At 43.9% G+C, this 22,283-nt stretch carries 20 protein-coding genes and 1 riboswitch; of the genes, 5 read left to right on the forward strand and 15 right to left on the reverse strand.

Translation table 11 applies throughout. From position 1 onward, the window contains the following. Positions 1-3 precede the first annotated feature (3 nt). The 9 genes from QQ041_RS09265 to QQ041_RS09305 form a co-directional block, all read right to left on the reverse strand. On the reverse strand, positions 4-960 hold the full coding sequence (locus QQ041_RS09265; protein ID WP_285953694.1) for an ABC transporter substrate-binding protein: 957 nt from the start codon (positions 958-960) through the stop codon (positions 4-6). Between the two features lie 120 nt (positions 961-1,080). Further along, positions 1,081-1,896, reverse strand: coding sequence for an ABC transporter permease (locus QQ041_RS09270; protein ID WP_239718866.1), 816 nt, complete (start codon positions 1,894-1,896; stop codon positions 1,081-1,083). Next, positions 1,889-2,668: an ABC transporter ATP-binding protein gene (locus QQ041_RS09275; protein WP_285953695.1), complete on the reverse strand. Its 780-nt coding sequence runs from the start codon at positions 2,666-2,668 to the stop codon at positions 1,889-1,891. Before QQ041_RS09275 ends, QQ041_RS09270 begins: the two co-directional genes overlap by 8 nt. Then, a complete protein-coding gene (thiD, locus tag QQ041_RS09280; protein WP_285953696.1) occupies positions 2,658-3,542 on the reverse strand; it encodes a bifunctional hydroxymethylpyrimidine kinase/phosphomethylpyrimidine kinase in 885 nt (294 codons plus the stop codon). The genes QQ041_RS09275 and thiD overlap by 11 nt, the downstream gene beginning before the upstream one ends. A 98-nt stretch (positions 3,543-3,640) precedes the next feature. Further along, a riboswitch (TPP riboswitch) is annotated at positions 3,641-3,752 on the reverse strand. Positions 3,753-3,850: 98 nt separating this feature from the next. Next, on the reverse strand, positions 3,851-4,768 hold the full coding sequence (locus tag QQ041_RS09285) for an EamA family transporter (RefSeq protein WP_285953697.1): 918 nt from the start codon (positions 4,766-4,768) through the stop codon (positions 3,851-3,853). A gap of 77 nt (positions 4,769-4,845) precedes the next feature. Continuing rightward, positions 4,846-5,586: an AraC family transcriptional regulator gene (locus tag QQ041_RS09290; RefSeq protein ID WP_285953698.1), complete on the reverse strand. Its 741-nt coding sequence runs from the start codon at positions 5,584-5,586 to the stop codon at positions 4,846-4,848. A 173-nt stretch (positions 5,587-5,759) separates the two neighbouring features. Continuing rightward, positions 5,760-6,785, reverse strand: coding sequence for a DUF4382 domain-containing protein (locus tag QQ041_RS09295; protein ID WP_285953699.1), 1,026 nt, complete (start codon positions 6,783-6,785; stop codon positions 5,760-5,762). Positions 6,786-7,206: 421 nt separating this feature from the next. Further along, complete coding sequence (locus tag QQ041_RS09300; protein ID WP_285953700.1) at positions 7,207-7,458, reverse strand: DUF2999 family protein; 252 nt, start codon at positions 7,456-7,458, stop codon at positions 7,207-7,209. Positions 7,459-7,565: 107 nt separating this feature from the next. After that, positions 7,566-8,663 (reverse strand): ElyC/SanA/YdcF family protein, encoded by a 1,098-nt coding sequence (locus QQ041_RS09305; RefSeq protein WP_285953701.1) that lies wholly within the window; start codon positions 8,661-8,663, stop codon positions 7,566-7,568. A 496-nt stretch (positions 8,664-9,159) separates the two neighbouring features. On the opposite strand from QQ041_RS09305, the gene QQ041_RS09310 reads away from it, so the two are divergent. Further along, the gene (locus tag QQ041_RS09310) at positions 9,160-9,834 is read left to right on the forward strand and encodes a glutathione S-transferase family protein (protein ID WP_285953702.1); all 675 of its coding nucleotides are present in this window, start codon (positions 9,160-9,162) and stop codon (positions 9,832-9,834) included. Positions 9,835-10,225: 391 nt separating this feature from the next. Next, the gene (locus tag QQ041_RS09315) at positions 10,226-12,019 is read left to right on the forward strand and encodes an AAA family ATPase (protein ID WP_285953703.1); all 1,794 of its coding nucleotides are present in this window, start codon (positions 10,226-10,228) and stop codon (positions 12,017-12,019) included. A gap of 378 nt (positions 12,020-12,397) precedes the next feature. Here QQ041_RS09315 and QQ041_RS09320 read toward each other — a convergent pair whose 3' ends face one another. The 4 genes from QQ041_RS09320 to QQ041_RS09335 all read right to left on the reverse strand — a co-directional run bounded on the left by QQ041_RS09320 (position 12,398) and on the right by QQ041_RS09335 (position 16,301). Then, on the reverse strand, positions 12,398-13,441 hold the full coding sequence (locus QQ041_RS09320; RefSeq protein WP_048659894.1) for a GMP reductase: 1,044 nt from the start codon (positions 13,439-13,441) through the stop codon (positions 12,398-12,400). Positions 13,442-14,308: 867 nt separating this feature from the next. Next, a complete protein-coding gene (locus tag QQ041_RS09325; RefSeq protein ID WP_048606084.1) occupies positions 14,309-14,746 on the reverse strand; it encodes a PAS domain-containing protein in 438 nt (145 codons plus the stop codon). A 1-nt stretch (position 14,747) separates the two neighbouring features. Further along, positions 14,748-15,752, reverse strand: a complete 1,005-nt coding sequence (locus tag QQ041_RS09330) for a response regulator (RefSeq protein ID WP_285953704.1) — start codon at positions 15,750-15,752, stop codon at positions 14,748-14,750. Between the two features lie 303 nt (positions 15,753-16,055). Continuing rightward, positions 16,056-16,301, reverse strand: a complete 246-nt coding sequence (locus QQ041_RS09335; protein ID WP_017630837.1) for a hypothetical protein — start codon at positions 16,299-16,301, stop codon at positions 16,056-16,058. A 211-nt stretch (positions 16,302-16,512) separates the two neighbouring features. On the opposite strand from QQ041_RS09335, the gene QQ041_RS09340 reads away from it, so the two are divergent. After that, positions 16,513-16,950 carry a Spy/CpxP family protein refolding chaperone gene (locus QQ041_RS09340; RefSeq protein WP_285953705.1) on the forward strand — a complete coding sequence of 146 codons (438 nt, stop codon included), beginning with the start codon at positions 16,513-16,515 and terminating at the stop codon, positions 16,948-16,950. Between the two features lie 183 nt (positions 16,951-17,133). Here the strand turns inward: QQ041_RS09340 and QQ041_RS09345 are convergent, their stop codons facing one another. Next, entirely contained in the window at positions 17,134-18,486 is a 1,353-nt protein-coding gene (locus tag QQ041_RS09345) for an MATE family efflux transporter (RefSeq protein ID WP_146490834.1), read from the reverse strand. A gap of 100 nt (positions 18,487-18,586) precedes the next feature. Here QQ041_RS09345 and QQ041_RS09350 point away from each other — a divergent pair, with 100 nt between their 5' ends. Continuing rightward, positions 18,587-19,579 (forward strand): LysR family transcriptional regulator, encoded by a 993-nt coding sequence (locus tag QQ041_RS09350; protein ID WP_285953706.1) that lies wholly within the window; start codon positions 18,587-18,589, stop codon positions 19,577-19,579. 92 nt (positions 19,580-19,671) lie between these two features. Here QQ041_RS09350 and QQ041_RS09355 read toward each other — a convergent pair whose 3' ends face one another. After that, on the reverse strand, positions 19,672-21,072 hold the full coding sequence (locus QQ041_RS09355) for an alpha-amylase family protein (RefSeq protein WP_285953707.1): 1,401 nt from the start codon (positions 21,070-21,072) through the stop codon (positions 19,672-19,674). A 267-nt stretch (positions 21,073-21,339) separates the two neighbouring features. On the opposite strand from QQ041_RS09355, the gene QQ041_RS09360 reads away from it, so the two are divergent. Beyond that, on the forward strand, positions 21,340-22,239 hold the full coding sequence (locus tag QQ041_RS09360; RefSeq protein WP_285953708.1) for a DMT family transporter: 900 nt from the start codon (positions 21,340-21,342) through the stop codon (positions 22,237-22,239). Positions 22,240-22,283: the final 44 nt, after the last annotated feature.

Here is a 22,283-nt window from a genome sequence, read left to right on the forward strand (position 1 = left end):
TCCTTAGTCAAAAGTCGGTACGTAATCAACGGCTTTTGGTAGTGATTTGATAATGCCTTTGTCGAACATGAACTGCGCGTAATCATCGTAACGCTTCATATCGACTGCAGAAGGGCGAAGTGCAAAACGAGTCAGTGTGTCGTTCCATGCGCGTTGGTTAAGTTCGTTATTCAACGTATCTGGTGAATACGCCACAAACTCACTCCATGAAGCTTGTGGGTGGTTCACAATGTAAGTGGTTGCTTGCTCAAGTGCTTTGTTGAATGCTTTGATGGCTTCGTCATCATGTTTCTTTGCGTTCGCCACAAAGATCAACTCGTCGTAAGCTGGCACACCGTGCTCTTCAGGGAAGAACGCTTTTGCTTTAAAGCCTTCAAGGGCTAGCTGGTTAGTTTCGAAGTTACGTAAGCCACCCCAGATTGCGTCTACCTTGCCTGATGCCAGTGAAGACGACAGTGCCCAACCGACATTGATGGTTTGCACGTCGGTAAACTCAACATTTTCCTGAGCCAGCATGGTGCCGATCGTCGCTTCTTCGTTACCCGCGATCGCGATACCAATCTTCTTGCCTTTCAGATCCGCTAACGAATCGTTCTTGCCATTATCCAGTACCATTAGTGTGTTCAGTGGTGTCGCGATAAGGGTTGATGCACGAACTAGAGGCAACCCCGCCGCCACATCCATGGTTAAACTTGGTTGGTAAGTGACTGCGAGGTCGACCTTACCGGCTGCAACCAATTTTGCAGGTGTGCTTGGGTCAGCAGGCTCTTGGATTTCAACCTCTAGGCCTTGGTCAGCAAAGTAACCACGCTCTTGAGCAATCACAATTGGGCCGTGGTTCGGGTTCACAAACCAATCCAACATCAGTGTCAGTTTCTTTTGTTCAGAATCCGCCAATGCATGACCTGAAACTAGCGAAGCAAGCAGTGCCACTGCAGCTACCAATTTGGTATTTTTCATAGTTAACCTTTCCTTTTGAATATTATTATTGTGTTTATCGATCTAATTTTTAACGAGGTGTTGTTTATATAAATAGCCTTGAGCGAAGCTTTATTAAACAAAGAGTTATTGAGCGAATCATCACTGATTCTCCCAAGGGATAGCTTTTTTAAGTAATTTGTCTGTGATGAAGTAGAGCGAGATAGAGAGCACCGCCAAGATAAACAAGGCCGCAAACATCTCATCAATGATCATGCGCGCATTGGCTTGCAGCATTAGGTAACCTAACCCTTCACTCGAACCAACCCACTCGCCGACTACTGCGCCAATTGGAGCAATCACCACAGCCACACGAATGCCAGATGCCAGTGTTGGCAGCGCAGCAGGTAGCTGGATATAACGCAGTAGTTGCCATTTCGATGCGCCCATCGTCTTAGCGAGGTCAAGATAACCCGTCGGTGTATTACGTAAGCCGTCATAACAACAAGTGGTCACGGGGAAGAAGATTATGATCGCCGCCATGACGACCTTTGACGCGATGCCATAACCCAGCCACAGCATCAATACTGGCGCAATCGCAAACACAGGAATCGCTTGGCTAGCAATTAAGATAGGCAACAACCAACGTTTCAGCGGTTCGAACATCAACATCTGTAGGGCGAAAAACAGCCCCATAGACAAGCCCAGTAACAGCCCAAGTAAGATCTCTTGCGCTGTCACCCAAGTGTGTTTGAGTAATACGTCATAGCGTTCAATAAGCTTGAGGAAGACTTCAGCAGGCGCTGGCAGAATGAAGCTTGGCATCTCGAAGATAACCACCACCATTTGCCACAAACCAAGAATCACAGCACTGCTGATAAGCAAACGCATCACGGGGTTCATCTGACGAGGATGTGTTGTGCTAGCTTGCGTGTTAGCTGAACGAGCCACAGCTTCACTTCGCGTTAGATCATTCATAATCACGCTCCAACTGATCTAAGATCGCTTGTTGTAACTCAGCACATTCACCATCTAACACTCTTGGTGTGAGGGTGTTAGGCACAGACAATGACTGGGCACTCGCAGGCGTGCCTTGTAACACATACAAGTTATCCGCCAAACGCACCGCTTCTTGTGGATCATGGGTAATCAACACAACGGTTTTATCTCTTAACAGTTCACACGCTAAGCTCTGTAACTTGTGTCTTGTTACCGCATCCAGCGCTGAGAAAGGCTCGTCCATCAGCACGACAGGCCTGTCTTGCATTAAAGTGCGAGCCAAAGCAACACGTTGGCGCATACCGCCAGACAACTGATCCGGCATGGTATCTGCGTAATCAACCAAACCAACCGATGCTAGCAATTCCAATGCTTGGTGAGTTTGAGCTTGTTTATCGGATGCTTGGCTTTGATGCTTGTCTGCGGAATTTTGAAAGCGATGGCTCAGACACACGTTGTCGATTACCGACAACCATGGCAGTAATAAATCTTGCTGCGCCATGTAAGCGATGCGATCGGTTAGAGGCCGTTCATCAGACGTTGCCAATGTGCCCTGCCATTCCACTTTGTCATCGAGTAAACCTGCTAGGTATCGCAATACCGTGGTTTTCCCGCAACCACTGCGACCAAGCAGCACTGTCCACTTACCTGCGCTTAAATTAAGTGACAGTCCCGACAGGGTCGCGCGCTCGCTATCTCGGTAACGCAGCGTCGCATTGCTAAGTTGAACACCAATCGTATTAACGGACATTACCGTGTCCAGCGAAGAAGTGGTTTACCGGGCCATGACCTGGACCGACTTTCAATTCGTCAGCATGGGCAATCGCACGTGAAATGTATTGTTTACCTAGGTCGACAGCCTCTGAAAGCGTGTTGCCTTGAGCCAAGAAAGAAGCGATAGCAGAAGAGAGGGTACAACCCGTGCCATGAGTGTTTTTGGTAGGAAAACGCTTCGCGCTAATCAGAGCAGATGTGGTTGGTAGAATCAGTAAGTCGTTACTGTTTTCATCTTTCTCCAAGTGACCGCCTTTTAGCAGCACTGCTTTAGCACCTAAAGCGCGCAGGTCTTCAATCATATCCTGCATTTCCGCTTCGCTTTCAGGCACAGCTTTACCGGTAAGTGCTGCACCTTCTGGCAAGTTAGGCGTAATGATGTCTGCGAGCGGAATCAGCTCTTGTTTTAACGTAGTGATAGCCGAGTTTTCTAGAAGAAGGTCGCCACTTGTCGCGACCATTACAGGGTCAATCACTAAGTGTTTTGGTTGGTATTGTTTGATCTTGTCAGCAACGACTCTGATGATTTGCGAGTCCGCCAACATACCGACTTTTACCGCCACGATATTCAGATCGGTGAACACCGCATCTAACTGGCTGGCAACATGCTCAAGTGGGATTGGAAAAATGGCAGAAACGCCTTGAGTGTTCTGGGAAGTGATAGCGGTAATTACCGAACAAGCGAAACTACCCGTTGCAGACATGGCTTTAATATCCGCTTGAATACCTGCGCCGCCGCCACTATCAGAACCCGCAATGGTCAAAACAATCGGAGTATTGATTGAAGAAGATTGGTTTTCTGGTGTTTGAGTGCTGCTAAGTGATACTTGAGAATTGGAATGCTGTGTCATGGTCGCTCCTACTGTCTAAAAGACGTAAGAGAACCGAACTTTGGCCGCAAAGAGAGTGTGGAGGTGAAACCAATGAGAGATCATTGTTGAACCACGTAGGCAAAGTAATCATAGTTCCCTACGCCAGTGTTAACTGAATCAGGTTCAACGGGTCTCGAATAACGATCTCAGCAAATACCAATTAAGGTAGATGCCCCCCGACTATTGATAGCGATAGTAACAGCACTCTCGCAACTGAGATACTCATTTTATTCAATTATAAGAATCACGCATGAATTTAATTCAATTAATCTCGCTTTAACAAATACTTATAACGGCTTTTTAGTCGGCTGAGATTGGATGAATAAACACATCACAATCAAGAACATGCCTAGCCATCCAACCAATGGAATAAGCTCATCCACAATACACACGGCCAATACGGCGGCAACAACTGGCTCAAGCAAGGTAATCAAGTTTGCGCTACTTGCTGTGACATGGCGTAGCCCAAAACTGAACGCGATATAACCCAAACATTGAGGAAGTAACACCAAGTAACTCACCACTAAAATGTTGGTATTCGACGCGAACAGGTTATCCCCTGTGAACCACAGCGTTGGCAGTAATAACACCGCTCCTAATCCAAATATGCTGCCCATCGCCGCTTGCGACTTAATGCCTTCGTCTATCAAAGCTTTTGTCGCCCACGAATAAATGGCGTAACACAACCCAGCAACCAACCCCAGCCCAATGCCCAAAAGCTTTAGGTCATCGCCAGAATCACTCGTCGATGATGATTCTGAAAATACCAGTAACCCAATACCAACCACACCAATAGCAAAGCTCATGAGCCAACGCTTGTTGATTTTATTCTTTTTGCTAATAAGACACTCTAGAAGTGCAGAAAAGAACGGCGCAGTAGCGATCGACACCACCGTCCCCATCGCGACACCCGATAATTTCATTGAAGAGTAGAAAGCCAAAGGATAAATAGCCAGAGCCAGCGCACTCGCCGCTAACAGCTTTTTGTTGAGCAAAAGCTTATCAAGTGAAGATAAGATCTTTCGATACGCCAAGGCCGCCTGTATTAAGCCGCCGACGCCCATTGAAAAAGCACCAATCGCTAATGGGCTGAGATCAGGCGCAAAGCTTGCGGCTGTACCTGTCGTGCCCCATAAAACAGATGCAAACACGATAGCTAAAGTGCCTGTTTGGAATTCGTTAACGCGATTGATGGCAAGATTCATTGCTATTACCTAGTCTATTTTCATTTCTGAAATAGATAATAGTGAACATACTTTGGTTTTAGTTTGCAGAAAGGACGCTATTCTTGTTTTGGAAGACTCTCTTTCATCGAACCCAAAAACGCCCTTGGAGACATGCCAAAGTGCTGAGAGAAGCGTCGACTGAATGCAGAGAGGTCACTATAACCCACATTTTCTGCGACCAATTGAACGGGTAAATCGGTATGGCTTAGCAAGGCTTGTGCTTTCTCCATACGGTAGCGAGTGATGTACTTAAGCGCACTGATTCCAATACACTCTTTAAAGCGTTTCTTAAATTGAGTGGGGCTCAAACATGCCGTTTCTGCAAGCTGAGAAATAGAGAGAGGTTGGGCGTAATTATCCGCAATGAGCCTTTGTACCGCGCGAATACGAGGGTCGATACTTTTACTCACTTCTTGTTGCTCTAACAACAGTGAAAACACATCCAAGATGGATGACTCAATGCCACTGTCGACTTGATATTCCAACTGCTTTTCAACAAACAGCAAGAAACTCATTAAAGGTGGCGTTATGGTGAAAACCGAGAGCTCATGCTCTAACAAGTGCTGCGGTAACTCCACCATATCCGCAACAATAAACCGTGCTGCTTCATCCGCTTTAAACGCATGCGCTGTGGTGACCGGAATCACCACACATTCACCGACAGAAACCTTGCCAACATACCCAACCATTTCAATGCTAATACTCCCTTGAATCGGCAGCACCAGTTGATGGTAGCCATCATGGGCATGAGTATTAAATTGCTTGGTGTAAGATCGAATGCTTAAGCTAGATTTCATGAGCAACGCCGAAGTACATTTCGCTAGGTTAGAGTAAGAGACATAACGTTACATTATCACTTCCCTAGAGTCACACTCAATGCTCATCAAATTCATGTTAATTAAGTGACGTGATCAAAAACGGCCTCTAAATGAGAGGCCGTTTTTATAAAAAATCGTCATTTACATTAAGGTTAGAATGACACTTGGCTGTCTTGACCAACGGTTACTTGCACGCCATTTTGAGCTTCATATATTTCGAACCCATCAGCAACCGGATCAACATTTTCTTCATCACTGTCATGTTGCGCAGTACAGGTATAACCTAATGAGTAAGTACCTGGATCAATGAAGCCCAGAGAGAACTCATAGTTAGTCTGTGCTTCATTCATTGCCACTGACGCTGAAGTAATCGGTTTCACTTCATCACTGCCGCCAATCGGAGCCATGTTAGCTTGTTCAACATTACCTTCATACAAGTACACCGACTGAACAAATGTATTATCACCACCGTTACAAGTGTCATAAGTAGAAAGAGCAACAGTGCCTTCAATGTTTCCTGTCTCAACCGTATTGATAAGGCTTACAGACGTTCTTTGAATGGTGTAATCAGGGAAAGTCGAACTGTTCTTTAGGCCACGTCGAAGATCGAACTCGACAACAAAGTCGTTACTTTGTTGGTTCACATTAAATGAGTTATTGAAGTAAAGCACGCCAGCGTTATCTTCTTTACCCACACCTTGCGGGCACGCACCTTCACCTTTCACCGTTAACTCATGGGTCGTATCATCGTTTTCTATCACGTAGGATGGATCTGTTGGATGATCGCCGTCATTTGCGAACACACACAACTTATAACTGCCGACCGGAATAATCTCATTTTCAATCAAAGGGAGCGCATCGCTACCTTGGTAATCCAACAAGTTCACACTTAATGGAATAGGATCCGCACCATCGGGTAATGGATCGCCATTTTCATCAACATAGTCGCCGTTTTCATCCGTTTTATACACATCATAAATCAGTGGCGAACCTCCCCCTTGAGGAAGTAAAGCAACCTTACTGAATGTCACGGTGACGTCTTTAACATCATCAATGGGCGCATCACTCACGCTCAAGGTAATGGGTGTCGTGCTGCTTGATGAACCTGAATCACCGCCACAACCCACAAGCCCAGCCAGCACAAGGCTCGCTAAAGCGGTTTCCTTTAAATACTTCATAACTCATTTCCTATAAATCACTGCTCAATAAAGGGCTTAGTTTGTTGCCCTCTTATTCTTTTCCTTAATGTGACTCATAGACAAACTGCGCTTATGTCAAAATCGGTTACCCCTATTATTTAGGGATTTCTTCATCCAAAAACTCTGTTCATCAAGGTGCACATATCAGGTCGCACATAGGTTAATTAATTCTAGTAAGTAAATTGTCAGTAGTAACGCATATTTGGCAAGGTTGCTGTCAATTGTGTTGAAATAGTCGTTGAGTAGATAATTGGAGGCTGGGATTGAAAGCAACTTGATCAAAGTGAATAATCGCCACCAAGATCAAAAAAGGCCGTTAAGACAGCCTATTGCTGAACTTAAACGACCTTTTCATTGAATTTTGATTGAGCTAAGACGATATCAGCTCATTCAAACTCACTTATTTTTGAAGTTGCTCTTTAGCGGCTTCAACCTTAGAAAAATCTAGGCCAAGCTCTTGAACTGCTTCTTTGATTAGCGCAGGGTTTTGCATTACCTGACCCATCAGCATTTGAAGCTTATCTTGTGGTAAACCAAGTTGGCTGATTGTCGCCATTGCTGCAAGAGGGTTCTCGGTCAACGTCTTGAATATCTCGCTGATCTGCTCGTCGCTGATATTGTTCTCTTTCAACATTGCTAAAATCGGGTTCATTTTTTTGCCTTTGAAACACTAAATTAAGTAGGAGCACAGCATACCATCTAGCTGTGCTCGATTGTACTAGCAACTTATACTTTACCTACTGTGAAGTAACGCTAAGCCTAGCGAGACTCTAATGGGTAAGAGCGGTAGCTCCACATCCCATACGTTCTAAGAGCATCACGGTAGATACCTAGTAACTCGCCATCACTCGCCTTCTTAAGATCTGCGAGTGGCTTATCTGGGTAAGAAACCGTATCAAAGGTGATGCCCTGAGGGCCCGTTTGCCAGCTAGCGATTTCAAACAGAGTTTGGCCACGACGAACATGGCTTGCCGAACTGATAATGGTCGCGTGCTTAATGTCATGACGAGCAAGCGCGTAGCTACTGAACAAGGCATTACCCACTGTGCTGGTCGCGTAGTTCTCTTCAATGATGCGGTCTTTGCTTACCCCTTTCTCGATAAGCCAATCCGCCATTAACTTACCTTCAGTCTTATGGTTCTTCGGCACGCCACCCGTTAACACGATCATCGCTTCTGGGTTCGCTTTAGCCATCGCCAATGTTGTCTCAAGACGCTCAATCAAGATCTGGTGCATTGAGCCGTCTGGGTTAAGCGCGTAGCCCAATGTAACGATCGCACCATGATCATCGAGCAAGCCTTTATCCGCAGACTCTTTCAGTGGTGTTTCTAACACGCGATCAACCGTTGCAAAAATACGTTTGATGTCTTCTGCCTTGCCCTTGTTTAAGCTTTCCAGTTTCTCCATGTGCTTGTTAGATTCACTGTCATTGCCTTCAAATCGCTGCCAAACCGCTAAATACGCATGCAAGTCGACATCGTCTGGGGCAACTGTCAGCGCTTGCTCAAACAGCTCAATAGCGCGCTCTGCATTCTTGTTGTAGATCTGAGCGTTCGCTGCCGAGATAAGCAAATCAGTACGGTAAGGTTCTAGCTGGTAAGCTTCTAACAATCGGTTAGTCACAATTTCCATGTTACTTGGCATTTTGGCCGTGAAGCCCGCGTGAGAAATTCTTGCCGGAGACTTAAACGCCTGCAACGCATCAAGAAGTAATTGGTCGACAACTTGTCGCTTCGTCACCAACTGCGCGTAATCCGCTGAAGCTTGTACTGCGCCATCGTTAGCAGCAAAAGAAAATGGAGTTGCGCCAAAAGCGAGCATGCCACCAAGAGCGAGGGCGATAATGTTCTTTTTCATGGAAAGATCCTGTGTCGTTAAGTGTTCACATCAGATTTGCTCACCAATGTAAGTCCCTAAGATTAAAAAACCGTGAAGCACACCTTAATCTCTAACGTTTATATTCATTTGTTGCATAAGGTATGGCAGCAGATCACGATTTTGAACTTACCAATAAGCCTGCGTATCCAGATAATTCTGGTTTGAAGCAGTGAACAACAATTACCTTAGAGTATCTGACTACGGATTCCATGCGCCCTATCCCGCCAAAAAACACCCATCACAAAGCTAAATCCCGCATCAAAAACAAACCAAATCAGCATCTTTAAGCTCATTTTTTCAACGACTTAAAATTCAACACACTGAATCGCGCAATGTTAATCCTCGCTCAAATAACGAAGTTTTAAGCACATAGATTTAAAACACGCATCAACCGATTTTCAAATAAATTAAAATCAATTATTGAACGACCGTTCAAGTGGTGCTTTAATGAATTACCAATACAAGGAGTTACCCCATGCTTAAGTTCTATTTTCACCAAACACCCAACCCAATGAAGATCGCTCTGTTTCTAGAAGAGACCGGCCTAGATTTTGAACTCGTTCCCGTTGATACCTTAAAAGGCGAACAACACACGCCGGAATATCGCTTAATCAACCCGAACGGAAAAACACCAGCTATTGAAGACGAAGGACAACGCGTTTTCGATTCTAACGCTATCCTTCTGTACCTATCAGAGAAGACGGGCAAACTAGGTGGTCAGCCAGAAGACAGAGCTGAACTGCTCTCTTGGATGATGTTTATCGCAAGCGGTCTCGGCCCTTATTCAGGCCAATCGGTACACTTCCGCCATGCTGCGCCAGCAGGGCTAGACTACGCTGTGAACCGTTACCTACGTGAAGCACAACGTCACTACGAAGTGTTAGAAAAGCATATGGAAGGTCGCGAATTTATCGTCGGAAATGAGTACACCATTGTCGATGTTGCTGCATGGGGTTGGATTGATAAAGCACCTTTCGTGCTTGGTGAAGAAGGCTTAGAACCTTACCCGAACTTGAAACGTTGGTTTAACGCCATCAACACTCGTCCTGCTGCAATTCGCGCCCGAGAAACCGGCAAAGACGTTGAATTTAAAACCGAACGTGATGAAGAAGCGAAACGAGCACTGTTTCCTTCGAATTATGCGAAGTAGAAAATTGAAAGTTAACGCTCTACTGAGTAATAGCTAAAATCCAAACATAAAGAGCCGCTAAAAAGCGGCTCTTTTTTGTTGAAAAATCACAAGTTGATAGTCTTTTATGGATTGATACCAAGGTTCAACATTCGTTATTATCCACTTCTATCAAACACATTTCTGGACATAAATGAGTTTTGTTTTCACAGAAGTACCTTTTTTCAGATTAGTTCAGGTAGCAAAAAGGTAAGTTTTGATGGTCATATCTGGCATCCAAGCGCTAGTTTGAATACCAGATTACGGTTTTGTGGGGTGAGGTGAGATTAACATTGGTTAATGGATGTCGGTATTTAGCTATTTCATAGCCTAGGCAGTAATATAAGTTAAATTTCACAACTAAAGCTGAATTATGGAACGAACTTGCCAACAAGTTAAAGACTGTCTAGAAGATAGAAGCTTTGCATCAATTGTTCTCCTATCAGGCCCTTGGGGTAGTGGTAAAACACATTTTGCTAGACATAAACTCATTCCCGAGCTTAACAAAATTTCGGATAAGAAAACTCACTACATGTCTTTGTTCGGGTTGTCCACCCTAGATGATTTTAGAGATCGTGTTCTAGCTAGTACTAGTTTAGGGGTTAGTTCAACAATGAGTGTTGGGGCATACATTAAAAATATAGTCGGAGCTTCGAGTGCAATAGCTGGAGACAGTGGAACAACATTAGGTGCTATGAACGCTTTGACTAAACCCATTAAGCATAAGCTTCTTTCTAAAGTTAATAACCGAATACTCGTAGTTGATGATCTGGAGCGAGCTTCTAGCGAACATCTGGTTTCAGAGGTTTTAGGAGAGTGCTTAAACTTTGCTGAAAACAATACTAATGTTTGGGTGGTGGTAATTGCAAATAAAGACCAAATTAACAACACTGATTTATTAGAGAAGACATTTTTAGACCAAGTTCATATCAGTCCGACAACGACAGACATAATTAACTTTGTTAGCGAAGTTCACCCCAACCTTTTGAATAATGAAATAAAGCGACATTTTACGCTGGTTGTGGAACAGCTAAAGTTAACGAACCTTAGAGTTGTGCAGCGTATATTGCAACGCTATGCCAAAATAAAATCTTTAATTGAGTCCCAAGAAAACGTAGATTGCCAGGCTGCAAATGCCATTTTAATCGACGCCGTAGCTAGAATTTGTCACGCGCATTATGAACACGGCTTTAAATTCGACGAGCTGTGTGGAAACGCCGAATCTAAGACACGAGAGTTCAAAAAACTAATTGAGAAACGAAAGCAACCTTCTGAAACAACTAAATTGCCCGAAGAAGACGAACGCATAGATTTATTAATGAGTATTATTAAATCCCCCAGAGGACGCATTCCACCCGCTATGATAAAGCTCGTTCTTGGACTCAGTGACTGCCCAGAAAATCCTATTGAAGAACTGAATCTCCCTTTAAAGTCCAATCCAATAGATAGGCTGATTTCGTTAAATTTTGGAGCCATGAATGAACAAGATTTTCAGTACGATATTGAACAATTGGAGACTTTCGTTTTTGAAGGAAAATCTAAACCGTTTTATAAGTGGTTCAACGCTTTGGACACCTGGGTTTACTTAGTTGACCACGATTACATACATGGAAGCTCTAGCGACGCAATAAAAAAAGCACGTACTGTTTGTTTCCATCAGGACTTCTTCACACGTGAGTCACACTCATCCAGTAGATTCTACTCACGCGACTTTTATAGCTCCGAGGTATCCAATATTCAAAACGAGGTTAAACCAACATTTCTTCGTTCAGTCTCACTTAAGGAATCAAATGCACTTCAGGAACAGTTTGTTCAATCGTGGACTGAATCTAGTGGTGTTATCTATCAAAAGTATGACACCAAGCCATTTTTTGATTCTTTTGAATTAGACGCTGTGATTGATGGGATTGTCAGCAATTGGAGCCGCTACGATACTGTTGTTTTTGGTCAATATATGGAGGCTCGGTATAAAATATCTAACATTTACGATTACCTCTCTGAAGAGTTTGATGTTGTTAGACAGTTAAAAGAAAAACTCGAAGTAGCTCATGAGTCTCTCAATACCTCTTTACAGAAAGGAAAAATTACTGAATTGCTAGGGTATTTAGATAAAACCGTAGAATATGTTGAGCGTGCTAAAGTTAGGCAAGCTAAATTTAATGATTAACCCTGTTTGAAATTAAACGACGTTTAATTTCAAAGAAAGCCCAAGCTCACGACATGAGCGTGGGCTTTTGCATTTTCATAGCTTAGAATCGCTTACAGGGCGTTTTTGTCTTTCTTGAATCACTTCGCCCAGGTATTGCATCAAGATGAACCAATCCAGTGTTGCCGTTGGTGTAACTGCCCGTGTATTGGCACGGCATCAACTGACCAATTTGCGCACGCATTCTAGATAACATTTTCTAAGGAAGAATGAAGATCAGCATTTTAATGAGAATCATTCCTCTAAAACGTTTCGGGACAGAAATGTGTTGGTAAGTCCCAAACAAAAAAGAGCCGCAAAAGCGGCTCTTGATTTTCAAACTATTCGAATTCGTTCAGATTACTCTTTACCGAATACGTTGTTCTCTTGCTCTTGTACACGGATGAAAGTCGTACGCTTCGTTAGCTCTTTAAGCTTTGCTGCGCCTACGTATGTACAAGTTGAACGTACACCACCAAGGATGTCAGAAATTGTGTTGTGAACTGAACCACGGAACGGAAGTAAAACAGTTTTACCTTCCGCAGCACGGTACTTAGCAACACCACCTGAGTGCTTGTCCATAGCCGACTGTGAAGACATGCCGTAGAACTTCATGTATTGCTTACCGTCTTGCTCTACAACTTCACCGCCTGACTCAGAGTGACCAGCTAGCATGCCGCCTAGCATTACGAAGTCAGCACCGCCGCCGAACGCTTTAGATACGTCACCCGCACATGAACAGCCACCGTCACCGATGATCATGCCGCCAAGGCCGTGAGCCGCGTCGCCACATTCGATGATTGCAGAAAGTTGAGGGTAACCTACACCTGTTTTAACACGAGTAGTACAAACTGAACCAGGGCCGATACCAACCTTAACGATGTCTGCGCCTGCTAGGATTAGCTCTTCAACCATGTCACCTGTTACAACGTTACCAGCAGAGATAACTTTGTTCGGGAATTCTGCACGTACTTTTTGTACGTACTCAACTAGGTGCTCTGAGTAGCCGTTAGCGATATCAATACAGATAAATACGAAGTCTTCGCTAAGTGCCATGATTTGCTTAGTCTTCTCAAACTCAGCTTCAGATGTACCTGTTGATACAAATACGTTGTTCAGTGTTTTCTTGTCTGCTGTTTTAGCGAACTCAGCCCACTGCTCTACTGTGTAGTGCTTGTGTACTGCAGTCATAACACCGTGCTCTGCTAGAGCAGCTGCCATTTCAAAGCTTGCTACCGAATCCATGTTAGCTGCAATTACTGGAGTACCAGACCATTGACGACCGCTATGCTTGAATGTAAAATCGCGGGTTAATTCAACTTGAGAACGGCTTTTAAGGGTAGAACGCTTCGGACGGAAGAGTACATCTTTGAAACCTAACTTAAGTTCTTGTTCGATACGCATGGTGTTTTCCTTGATTCATAAAATTATGTGTCTCTCGCGAAATGCGTAGTAAAACCGTTGGCAGACGAGTTTACTTTTCTTCGGACACAAAAAAACCGGAGCGTTGGCAGACGCTCCGGTTTTCAGCATTATAGGTCGTGATTTAGTAACAGCAAGTCTGATATTTCATTTTTTTTTATGCTATCCTCTCAAAGATTCCATATCTGGTAAAACCTCCTAAGTAACACTTCCCCACTAAATTCTTACTAATTAATAACTTAGCTAACCAATTACGCAAACGCTGTCGGTTTATTGCGCAATCGTTTTCCTTCCCTTTTCAAACAATATCGACTTCATTAAGCAAATATGTGAAGAAAGTGCCTCGAGATCACATAAAAATCACACTTTTCTCCAACAAAAAAATGCCTTTTTTCTTAAATAAATTCGATTTTTTTCCAAATTTTTTCTGTTTTCGTCCAAATTCGACAAACTCATGGTGCGGTTGGTTAGCATCTACTAGGAAAAGTAGAGTGATAAAGACTCAATCTAGAGACAAAGATTCACTTGGGTTTGATAATTCAACCTTCACACTCCATTAAATCCACCTTTTCAGCTTGTACTTTATAAATCTAATTTCTATTAACCCGTAGCATTGCGGTTCTAAAAGCACGTTTCGTCGCCGCCCTTTCGTTCATGCAACCTGGAACATTCAGCAATATTCGCTCAGAAAAAGAGGATTGGTTGACTTGAAAAACTGAGGAAAAGATAAGATTTGAAGAATAGAAAGCAAAAAAATGGCTAAGGTGATAAACCTTAGCCTTTTTTATTCGCTGATTAGACTGATTCTAATACACGCGCAGGAAAGCGTTGTTTAGCGAATAGAACGATCTAGTTCTTTTGAGAGACTAACGCTTCTGCAGTCGCATCTTGAATAGACAGGAATAATGAGGTGACTTGCCCTGTTGGCGAGCGCATCGGGTTTAATGTCACGTTCTGGTACATAAAGTCGGCTTGTTGAGTTACAGGGCGAACATTACGGCACTTAAACAGATAAGGCCTTTGTTGCCATGTAATGAAGCTACGACAGCCTAAATCGTAAACGGGCTTAGTTTTGAGCCTAAACCACTCTTCAGGAATTTCAGGGAACAGTTCAAAGATAGACTTACCAATAGCATCATGCGATTGCTTACCGCTATGGTGCGTCATGAAACCATTCCAGACTTGTACCTGAAAATCACGGTTAATGACCACCAGCCCCATATCGACGTTTTGAACCATGTCCACCATCCAGTGAAACTGTTCAAATTCAGCAGGAAGATTCAGCATATTAAAACTCCTCCATTAGGTAGGCCAATTTGTTGTCTAGAAGAGGCAGAGATTCGTCAACGAACATAAACAGAAGGTCACAACGGATGGAAGTGCCATCGATGTTGTAGCTGACTTCGAAAGTCATGGTCTTTTTGAACGAGCCGCTGGTATTTTCGATGACCGAATCGATCGAGATATGTTGCCCAAGCAGAACAGGCGAACTCTGGAAGAAACGAACTTCTGATTGCTCCCCTAACCCATTAAGGAATGAGCCAACGAGAATATTCGATACATCCATCAACAACTCTAGTTCTTCTAGCTGTTCGCTTTCTGTTGGCACCTTCATGAGCTTCTTAAGGTCGCTTACGCTAGAGTCACTCAGTAATACTAGTGCTTCACCTGCGATGCCTTCTCCGCTGAAGCCTTGGCAAACACCCGACACTTGGTCGTTGTCGGCTAGGTCACGAAGTGCCATGTGCAATTCACTCACTTCGAAGATATTCACGTTTGGTAATGGTAAATGAACGAACACATTAAAGTGACGAGCCAGTGCATCAGCTGCACGGCCTATCGCCACGTTCGCCACTTCCATATAAATATCGCGACGGCGCAGTATTGGGAGTTCTAAAGGTGAAGGCGTAATCAGTTGAGGCTGTTTTGGCGGCTCAACATGCTCACGTAAAATCGATTTTAACGCTTCTTTATCGATCGGTTTTTGCAAAAACGCTTTGGCACCAAGGTCCATGACCTTCTGTTGCGCTTTTGGTTGGATATCACCAGAAACAACCACAACAGGCGTGGTGTCACCTAAACGTTGCATCTCTTCCAATGTGCCATAGCCATCTAATTCCGGCATGGTGAGGTCGAGGAACATCAGTTTGAACTGGTTTTGAGCTAACTCTTCAAGTGCATTAAGCCCATGAACAGCAAAAGTTATATCTGCATTTAGAGAACTAGGCAGTGATCGAGCCATCTGCTTCCTTGCTAACGCAGAATCATCACATATAAGAACTGGGAATGACATAAATGCACCACTAACAAATTAAAGCTAATTCAAACGAGTGTAACAGAACATTATGGTATCAGGTACGGGGTGAATGGATTTATGTGCAGATTATTAGTAAGAATGATGAAACAATTAGGTAAGCTATTATTTCGTATTATTCTTCATGAAAAACAATATGCTACAAAGGCAATAGTCACTCCTTATTGTTGAGTAATAGGACTATTTTATTAAATAGCAGCCTTAATAAGCGGGTTTATTAAGGCTTGGTTTACTCATTCATTTTGGCTTTATGACCCATGATAAGAGAGATAGTGTGAAGAGCTAGAACTGATAGGTAGGCCATAAAATCAACAATGCGAAGCGGATGATCACGGCAAAAACCAACAACGCGATACCCAAACGGTACCATTTGTATTCCGCAATATTCATTGGGATACGCTTGTAGAACATAGTAATCACGCCTTTCCAATCGCTACTGCGTCTTCCGTACTGCATCATGCTCGTCAAAACAAACAGTGCGCCAAGCACCAACATCCCTTTTTCAGCCCAGAACAATCCAACTTCCATTTGTGTATTCCTTGATAAAACGGTGAGCAACTTAAGTCATTCTAGTCACCTTTTAGCTCGGTTTCTGTAAGACCAAGGTCTAACTCGTTCCGTGCCTAGATGAATGTAACTAAATGAAAGCACTAGCTCTGCGAATTAAACTGAACGACATGTTCATATCGAGTTCAGCTTCGCCATCTATACTCATGTTTCCACTAACAGGAGAAACTCAATGAAATCACTGAAAAAGTCACTTTGTGTATTAACTGCTTCAGCTCTACTTGTTACCGCTCCGTTTGTGAGTGCATCATCACCACAACAGCCGCCACAACCAGCAGTGAGCCCACTGCAAATGGTTATTGCTTCTTTAAACCTAAGTGAAGCACAACATGCGGAAGTCATCTCACTTATTGAAGACTATCAGTCTGATAGAACACAGATTGACATGGATAGTGCGATAGAACTCAAGAAGAAACAGTTCAGCCTTGTGACTCAACCTGATTTCAATGAAGCCGAGATGGAAAAGATCATCGACACGGTTCAAGCAACCGAGAAGTCGATGGTGATGCAAGAAATGCGTCTAAAGAACAACATCTATAACGTATTAACTGAAGAACAAAAAGAGCAATTTAAGACGATGATGAAGTCAGCGCTCTCTGGCGGAAAGTAGTTTGGTAGAGAGTAATTTGGTAGAGAATAGCCTGGTAATAAGTCATCTAGTAGAAACTGGCGGCCCCTAATCCTGAGATTGATTCTTCCCCCTCCCCCAAAAGGGAGAGTCTGAATAGACAACAAAAAGCCGCAGTCATTATGATGACTGCGGCTTTTTTGTGTTCAGTGCACCATTAGCAAATCACGTATAAGCATGATTCGACAAATCTGGAGATTGGCTGTTCTTTTGGATGACACGCATCAATTGGATAAGCAGCAGAATACCGGTCACACCCAAACCAACGCCGATTCCACCCCAGATCCCTGCTAGCTCGAATTTTGGCATCAAGTACCAAGCAGCAGGCAGGCCAAACATCCAGTAACCAATGGCTGTCATCACGGTTGGCATAGAGACAATCTTCATCCCTCTTAGCAGGTTAATCGCCAACAATTGCCAAGCATCAACAATAAAGCACAACGCCACTACCCAGATAACAGAAGCCAATAGCGATGTCATAGCGCCAGTACCGTCGTCTAACTTAAAGATAGAAGCGATCATTTCAGGCCATATGATGAACACAGCAGACAAGGCCACACTCAATACCGATACCAATATAAAGCTTTGAATCGAGGTTCTCTTGATCCCTTCGTAGTTACCTGCGCCATAATCACGACCTACTAAAATTGCGGCAGCTTGTGAGAAACCAAAGTTGAAGTTCCAAGTAAAGCTTAGGCATTGCAGTAAGATTTGGTGCAGCGCCAGAGAAGCAATACTGATCGTCCCTGCCATTAAGGTACCGCCATAAATCAAGCCGTGCTCAAGTAACGCCGCCAAGCCGATAGGTAAACCCATCAACAACAAAGGGCTCATCAGCTTGATGGAGTACTCTTCGGTATTTAGCCAAGGAGCAAACTGTTTGAACTCGTCGCGTTTGAACACCCAAACCGTGTATCCAACCATCACGATAAATGCAGCAATAGCCGTCCCTAAACCTAAGCCTGTTAAACCCATATCTAATTGGAAGGTTAGGAAGTAGCTCACTGGTACATTCAAAATCACGGTGATAATCGACATCACGAGAATTGAGCGCACATTACCAAACGCACTGGTTAAGCCACGCAGTACCAACAAGATAAGCGAAGGCAGCATCACCCATTTCAAGGCATGCACATATTCCATCGCTAAAGTGATCACTTCTGGCGGCTGTTTTGCGGCTTCTAATACCAACGGAGCAAACCAGAAGCTGGCCATTAAGGTCACGCTGAGCACGAACGCCAACATGGTTGCGCCTTTCACCGCCAATCTAATTTGAGTATTACCAAACTCTGGGCGTGCGACACGCTGACCATAAGCAATAGCGATCAGGTTCGCTACACAACCGACTGTGCTGCTCGCAATAATAAAGATGAAGAAGTAAATAGAGGCACCTAAGCCACCAGCCGCAAGGGCTGACACACTGATACGCGACATCATCCAAACATCAGTAAGGACTAACGCCATAGAAATCAGCTGTGAAATGATCAAAGGAAATGCAAGAGTGAGTATTTTTTTCATGAGCGCCTCAGTTAATTTCGCCCAAAATACGATCGATGAGGCTGGCGTTCAATTGATAAATTTGCGACTCTAACATTCCATAAACTCATGCGAACGAATTATGACCCCATATCCTAGCTTGCCACCATCACATAATGGCTTAAAAGCCTTCGAAGCTGCTGCAAGGCTGATGAGCTTTACTCTGGCTGCCGAAGAGCTGCATGTGACACAAAGTGCGATCAGCCGACAGATCAAACAGCTTGAAGATGAGTTAAACGCATCACTGGTTATTCGTAAGCATCGAGCGATTGAATTAACGGTACAAGGTCATGATTTGTATGTGGCTTTGCGTGAAAGCTACGGCAATATCGAAGCTGTCATCGCCTCTTGGAGTGAGCCGAAGCAGAAACGTATTGTGATTAAAGCGACCTTGAGTTTCGCGACGCGAGTATTGATCTCTAAAGTGCGGGAATTAAACGAGCGTTATCAAGATCATGAGATCGTCATTGTTCCTGTAATTGAAGAAGACGAATCGATTAATAGTAGTGAGTATGACCTACTTATCTTCCACACGCGCTTCAAAAAGCGCTATGACAAGGCACCTGACATCACCTTCTTGCGTGAAGAGTTCATGGCACCGGTCTGCTCGACTAACTTAACTAATTCTGCCAACTTAACTAATTCGACCAACTTAACTAATAAAGACACCGATCTCGATTCGATCTTAACCATGCCACGGTTGCACCCGACCTTAGATCATCACGACTGGAAAGTGTGGTTGGCCGATGTTGAATTCCCACCAAAGAAACCCGTCAGAAATACAAGCTTCTTGTCTTTAGATATGGCACTGAGTGCCTGTTTATCCGGTGAAGGCGTTACGGTCACGGATCTATTGTTAGTACAACAAGATCTCCAACGAGGCTTCTTGTACTGCCCTAAGAATGCAAAAATCCAACACAGTGCTTGGACTTACTTTATGCACCAGCGTACTCACACGCCTATCATCAATGACCTTATTGAATGGCTTAGAGAAGAGACAGCAAAAGAGATCGAGTTGCTGAAATCATTAGCTCACCAGAATCATTGGTTTGGTGTTATTAGCGATCATCAGTAACGGTAAGCCGTAAGCCCAGATACAACTAAGCCGCAGAACTTGCTGCGGCTTATGCTTTCTACCAGGCGTTTATTGCTCTTATTTAGTGAGCATTAAAGCTTAAACATACGCGCACTGCGTGGTGGTAGATTGAATGTATGGTAGCGAGAAGAAATGGTTTCTGTCGCACTGCTTAATACGTCTTTGTATTGAACATTCCAATTGAACTCATGTTGGTAGGTATCAACCGTCACGCCACGGGTTTCGCCACACTTGTTAATACCAACCACGCCTTCTTTGCCACGCTTAAACAGCAAAGTACATTGGTCACTCGAAATCATCGTCATCGATTTGCCTTGCATTGCGTTATGGAAACTCAGCATATTCTTCATACTCGAACTATTCCAAACATTGCCCCAGCGACCGTTATCCTTATCTTCAGAATCCGGTAGATCATCACTGTAGATCAACGGCGTGCCGCCATCTTTGCCAAGGATGTAAGCGTAAGCAAGCTGCTCGTCTTGTGGGTCCATAATTTGGTAACGGAAGCCATCATTGGTTGGCATATCATGTGTGATAGCAAAAGTAATTGAGCGATTATCATCAAGTGCTTGGCCGTACGCTTTTGGATCATGCAGTTGGTTCAAGCCACCGCCCATTGAGAATGCCGAGCGAATCGACGCAAACAGCGGGAAATCGTACGCGGAGTGATTAGTATTATTCAGGTACGGCGCTAAGAATGACTCATAGCCGCTGTTCCCTGCTCCACCGCTGGTAATGACTTCACCGAACACATGCATATTCGCAGTAATTTCAGACGTGAATACCTGATCGATTTGGTACTGGCTCATGTGTTTTACCGCATCAATACGGAACCCTTTGATCCCCATATCTTTTAGCGCTTTCAGATATAAACGTTGCTGTGAAACCACCCAGTTATTCGGATCAAGGTCAGGTAAACCTACATCGCCATCGGCACCACACAAACGCCAGTACTGAACGTGACCAGGATCGTTCCAATCTGAAATACAACCTGCGGCATGGAAATCGTTAGCCGAGACAAAACCTTGCGCTAAGTTGCCAAACAGAGTCTGGTCAGCAAAGTAGCTTGAACGGCTCGCATAATCGTTTAGCACTTCTGTGCCAGGGTAATCCAAGTCACTTCGCTTCCAGCTTTCATTCGCCATATGGTTGAGTACCACATCGGCATATACATCAACACCCACCCCCTTGAGTGCGGCAATCATTGCGGTTAAATCTTGTTTGTTTCCCAAAGGAGAATCAATGGTTCGAAGATCTTGAGGTTGGTAACGCGCCCACCATTGGCTGCCGCTCGATTTCATTGCAGGTGCCACAAGCACTTTCTTATAGCCAGCTTGAGCAATTTGATTAGCGTTGGTAGTCACATCTGAATACTTCCAGTTGAATGCGTGCAAGATGGTGTCTGCATAAGTAGCTGAACTGAAAGAGCAAAGTGCGAACGTGGATATGAGTAGGGTATTGATTGGTTTCATAGAACATATCTCTTATTATAAATTCACGAGAATGATATGACTAAGAACGACAATTAAAACGACCGATAAATCAGAGTTGAATTAGCGTCACCTTCTGTTGATGTTGATTTTATAAAATTGTGTTATGGCCGATATTATGTGGGATAAAAACGAATCGATCTGAAATGAGAATTAATTGAATCAAGTTGACTAGAACAAGACAAAGACTTTGGTCGGCTCTTCTAAACTAAGTTATGATTCCTGTTCCCTCAACCGATTGATATTTTTATGCCCTCTTTCTCTTTTTCAATGATCCCTGTTGGGGTTCGATTCATGATCCTCTCCGCTTTTGGATTCGCACTGATGTCTGCATGTGTGAAATACATCAGCAACTACGGCATACCTGTATTCGAAATTGTTGCAGCAAGGGCTTTGGTGTCTTTGATCATCAGTTATATCGACGTTAAGCGAAAAGGCATTTCGATCTGGGGAAATAACAAACCTTTGTTGTTTGTTCGAGGCGCAGTTGGCACAGCAGCCTTAATGTGTGTTTACTACGCTGTGACCACCTTGCCATTAGCAGAAGCGACCATTCTACAATATGTTCACCCTGTATTTACCGCCCTACTTGGTGTGCTATTTCTGAAAGAACGAGTCCAAAAATCGACCATGATCTGCATTGCGTTCTGCCTAGCGGGACTATTAGTAATGGTACAGCCAAGCATGAACAGTGGCGCGAGCAGCGAGTTACCGCTATTTAGCATAATGGTGGCATTATGTGGCGCATTTGGTAGCTCAATTGCTTATGTGATTGTGAGAAAGCTTAGCCAAACGGAAGACAGCTCAGTCATCATCTTCTACTTCCCACTGGTTGCTCTACCAATCTCAACTGCCCTTATCTGGAACGACTTTGTGTGGCCAAGTCTATTCCTTACCGTGATGCTGGTTCTGGTCGGAATTTTCACACAGATAGGCCAATACGGTTTGACCAAAGCGATGCAAACCCAAGCTGCAGGCAAAGCTTCGGCTTACTCATACGTTCAAATCGTATTCTCAGCGCTATTAGGTGTGTGGATCTTCAATGAGATTCCATCAGTTTGGACTTACCTAGGTGGTGGCCTAATCGTAACAGGCGCGCTAATCAATGTGTTTGGTAAACAACTGTTGGTGCCGTTTAAAACTAAGTAAACACCAGCTAAAAGAGCTCAATATCAGTTAGCCAATCAGCGATC

It is taken from the genome of Vibrio sp. TMPB1044, from assembly GCF_030442075.1.
Lineage (GTDB): Bacteria > Pseudomonadota > Gammaproteobacteria > Enterobacterales > Vibrionaceae > Vibrio > Vibrio satsumensis.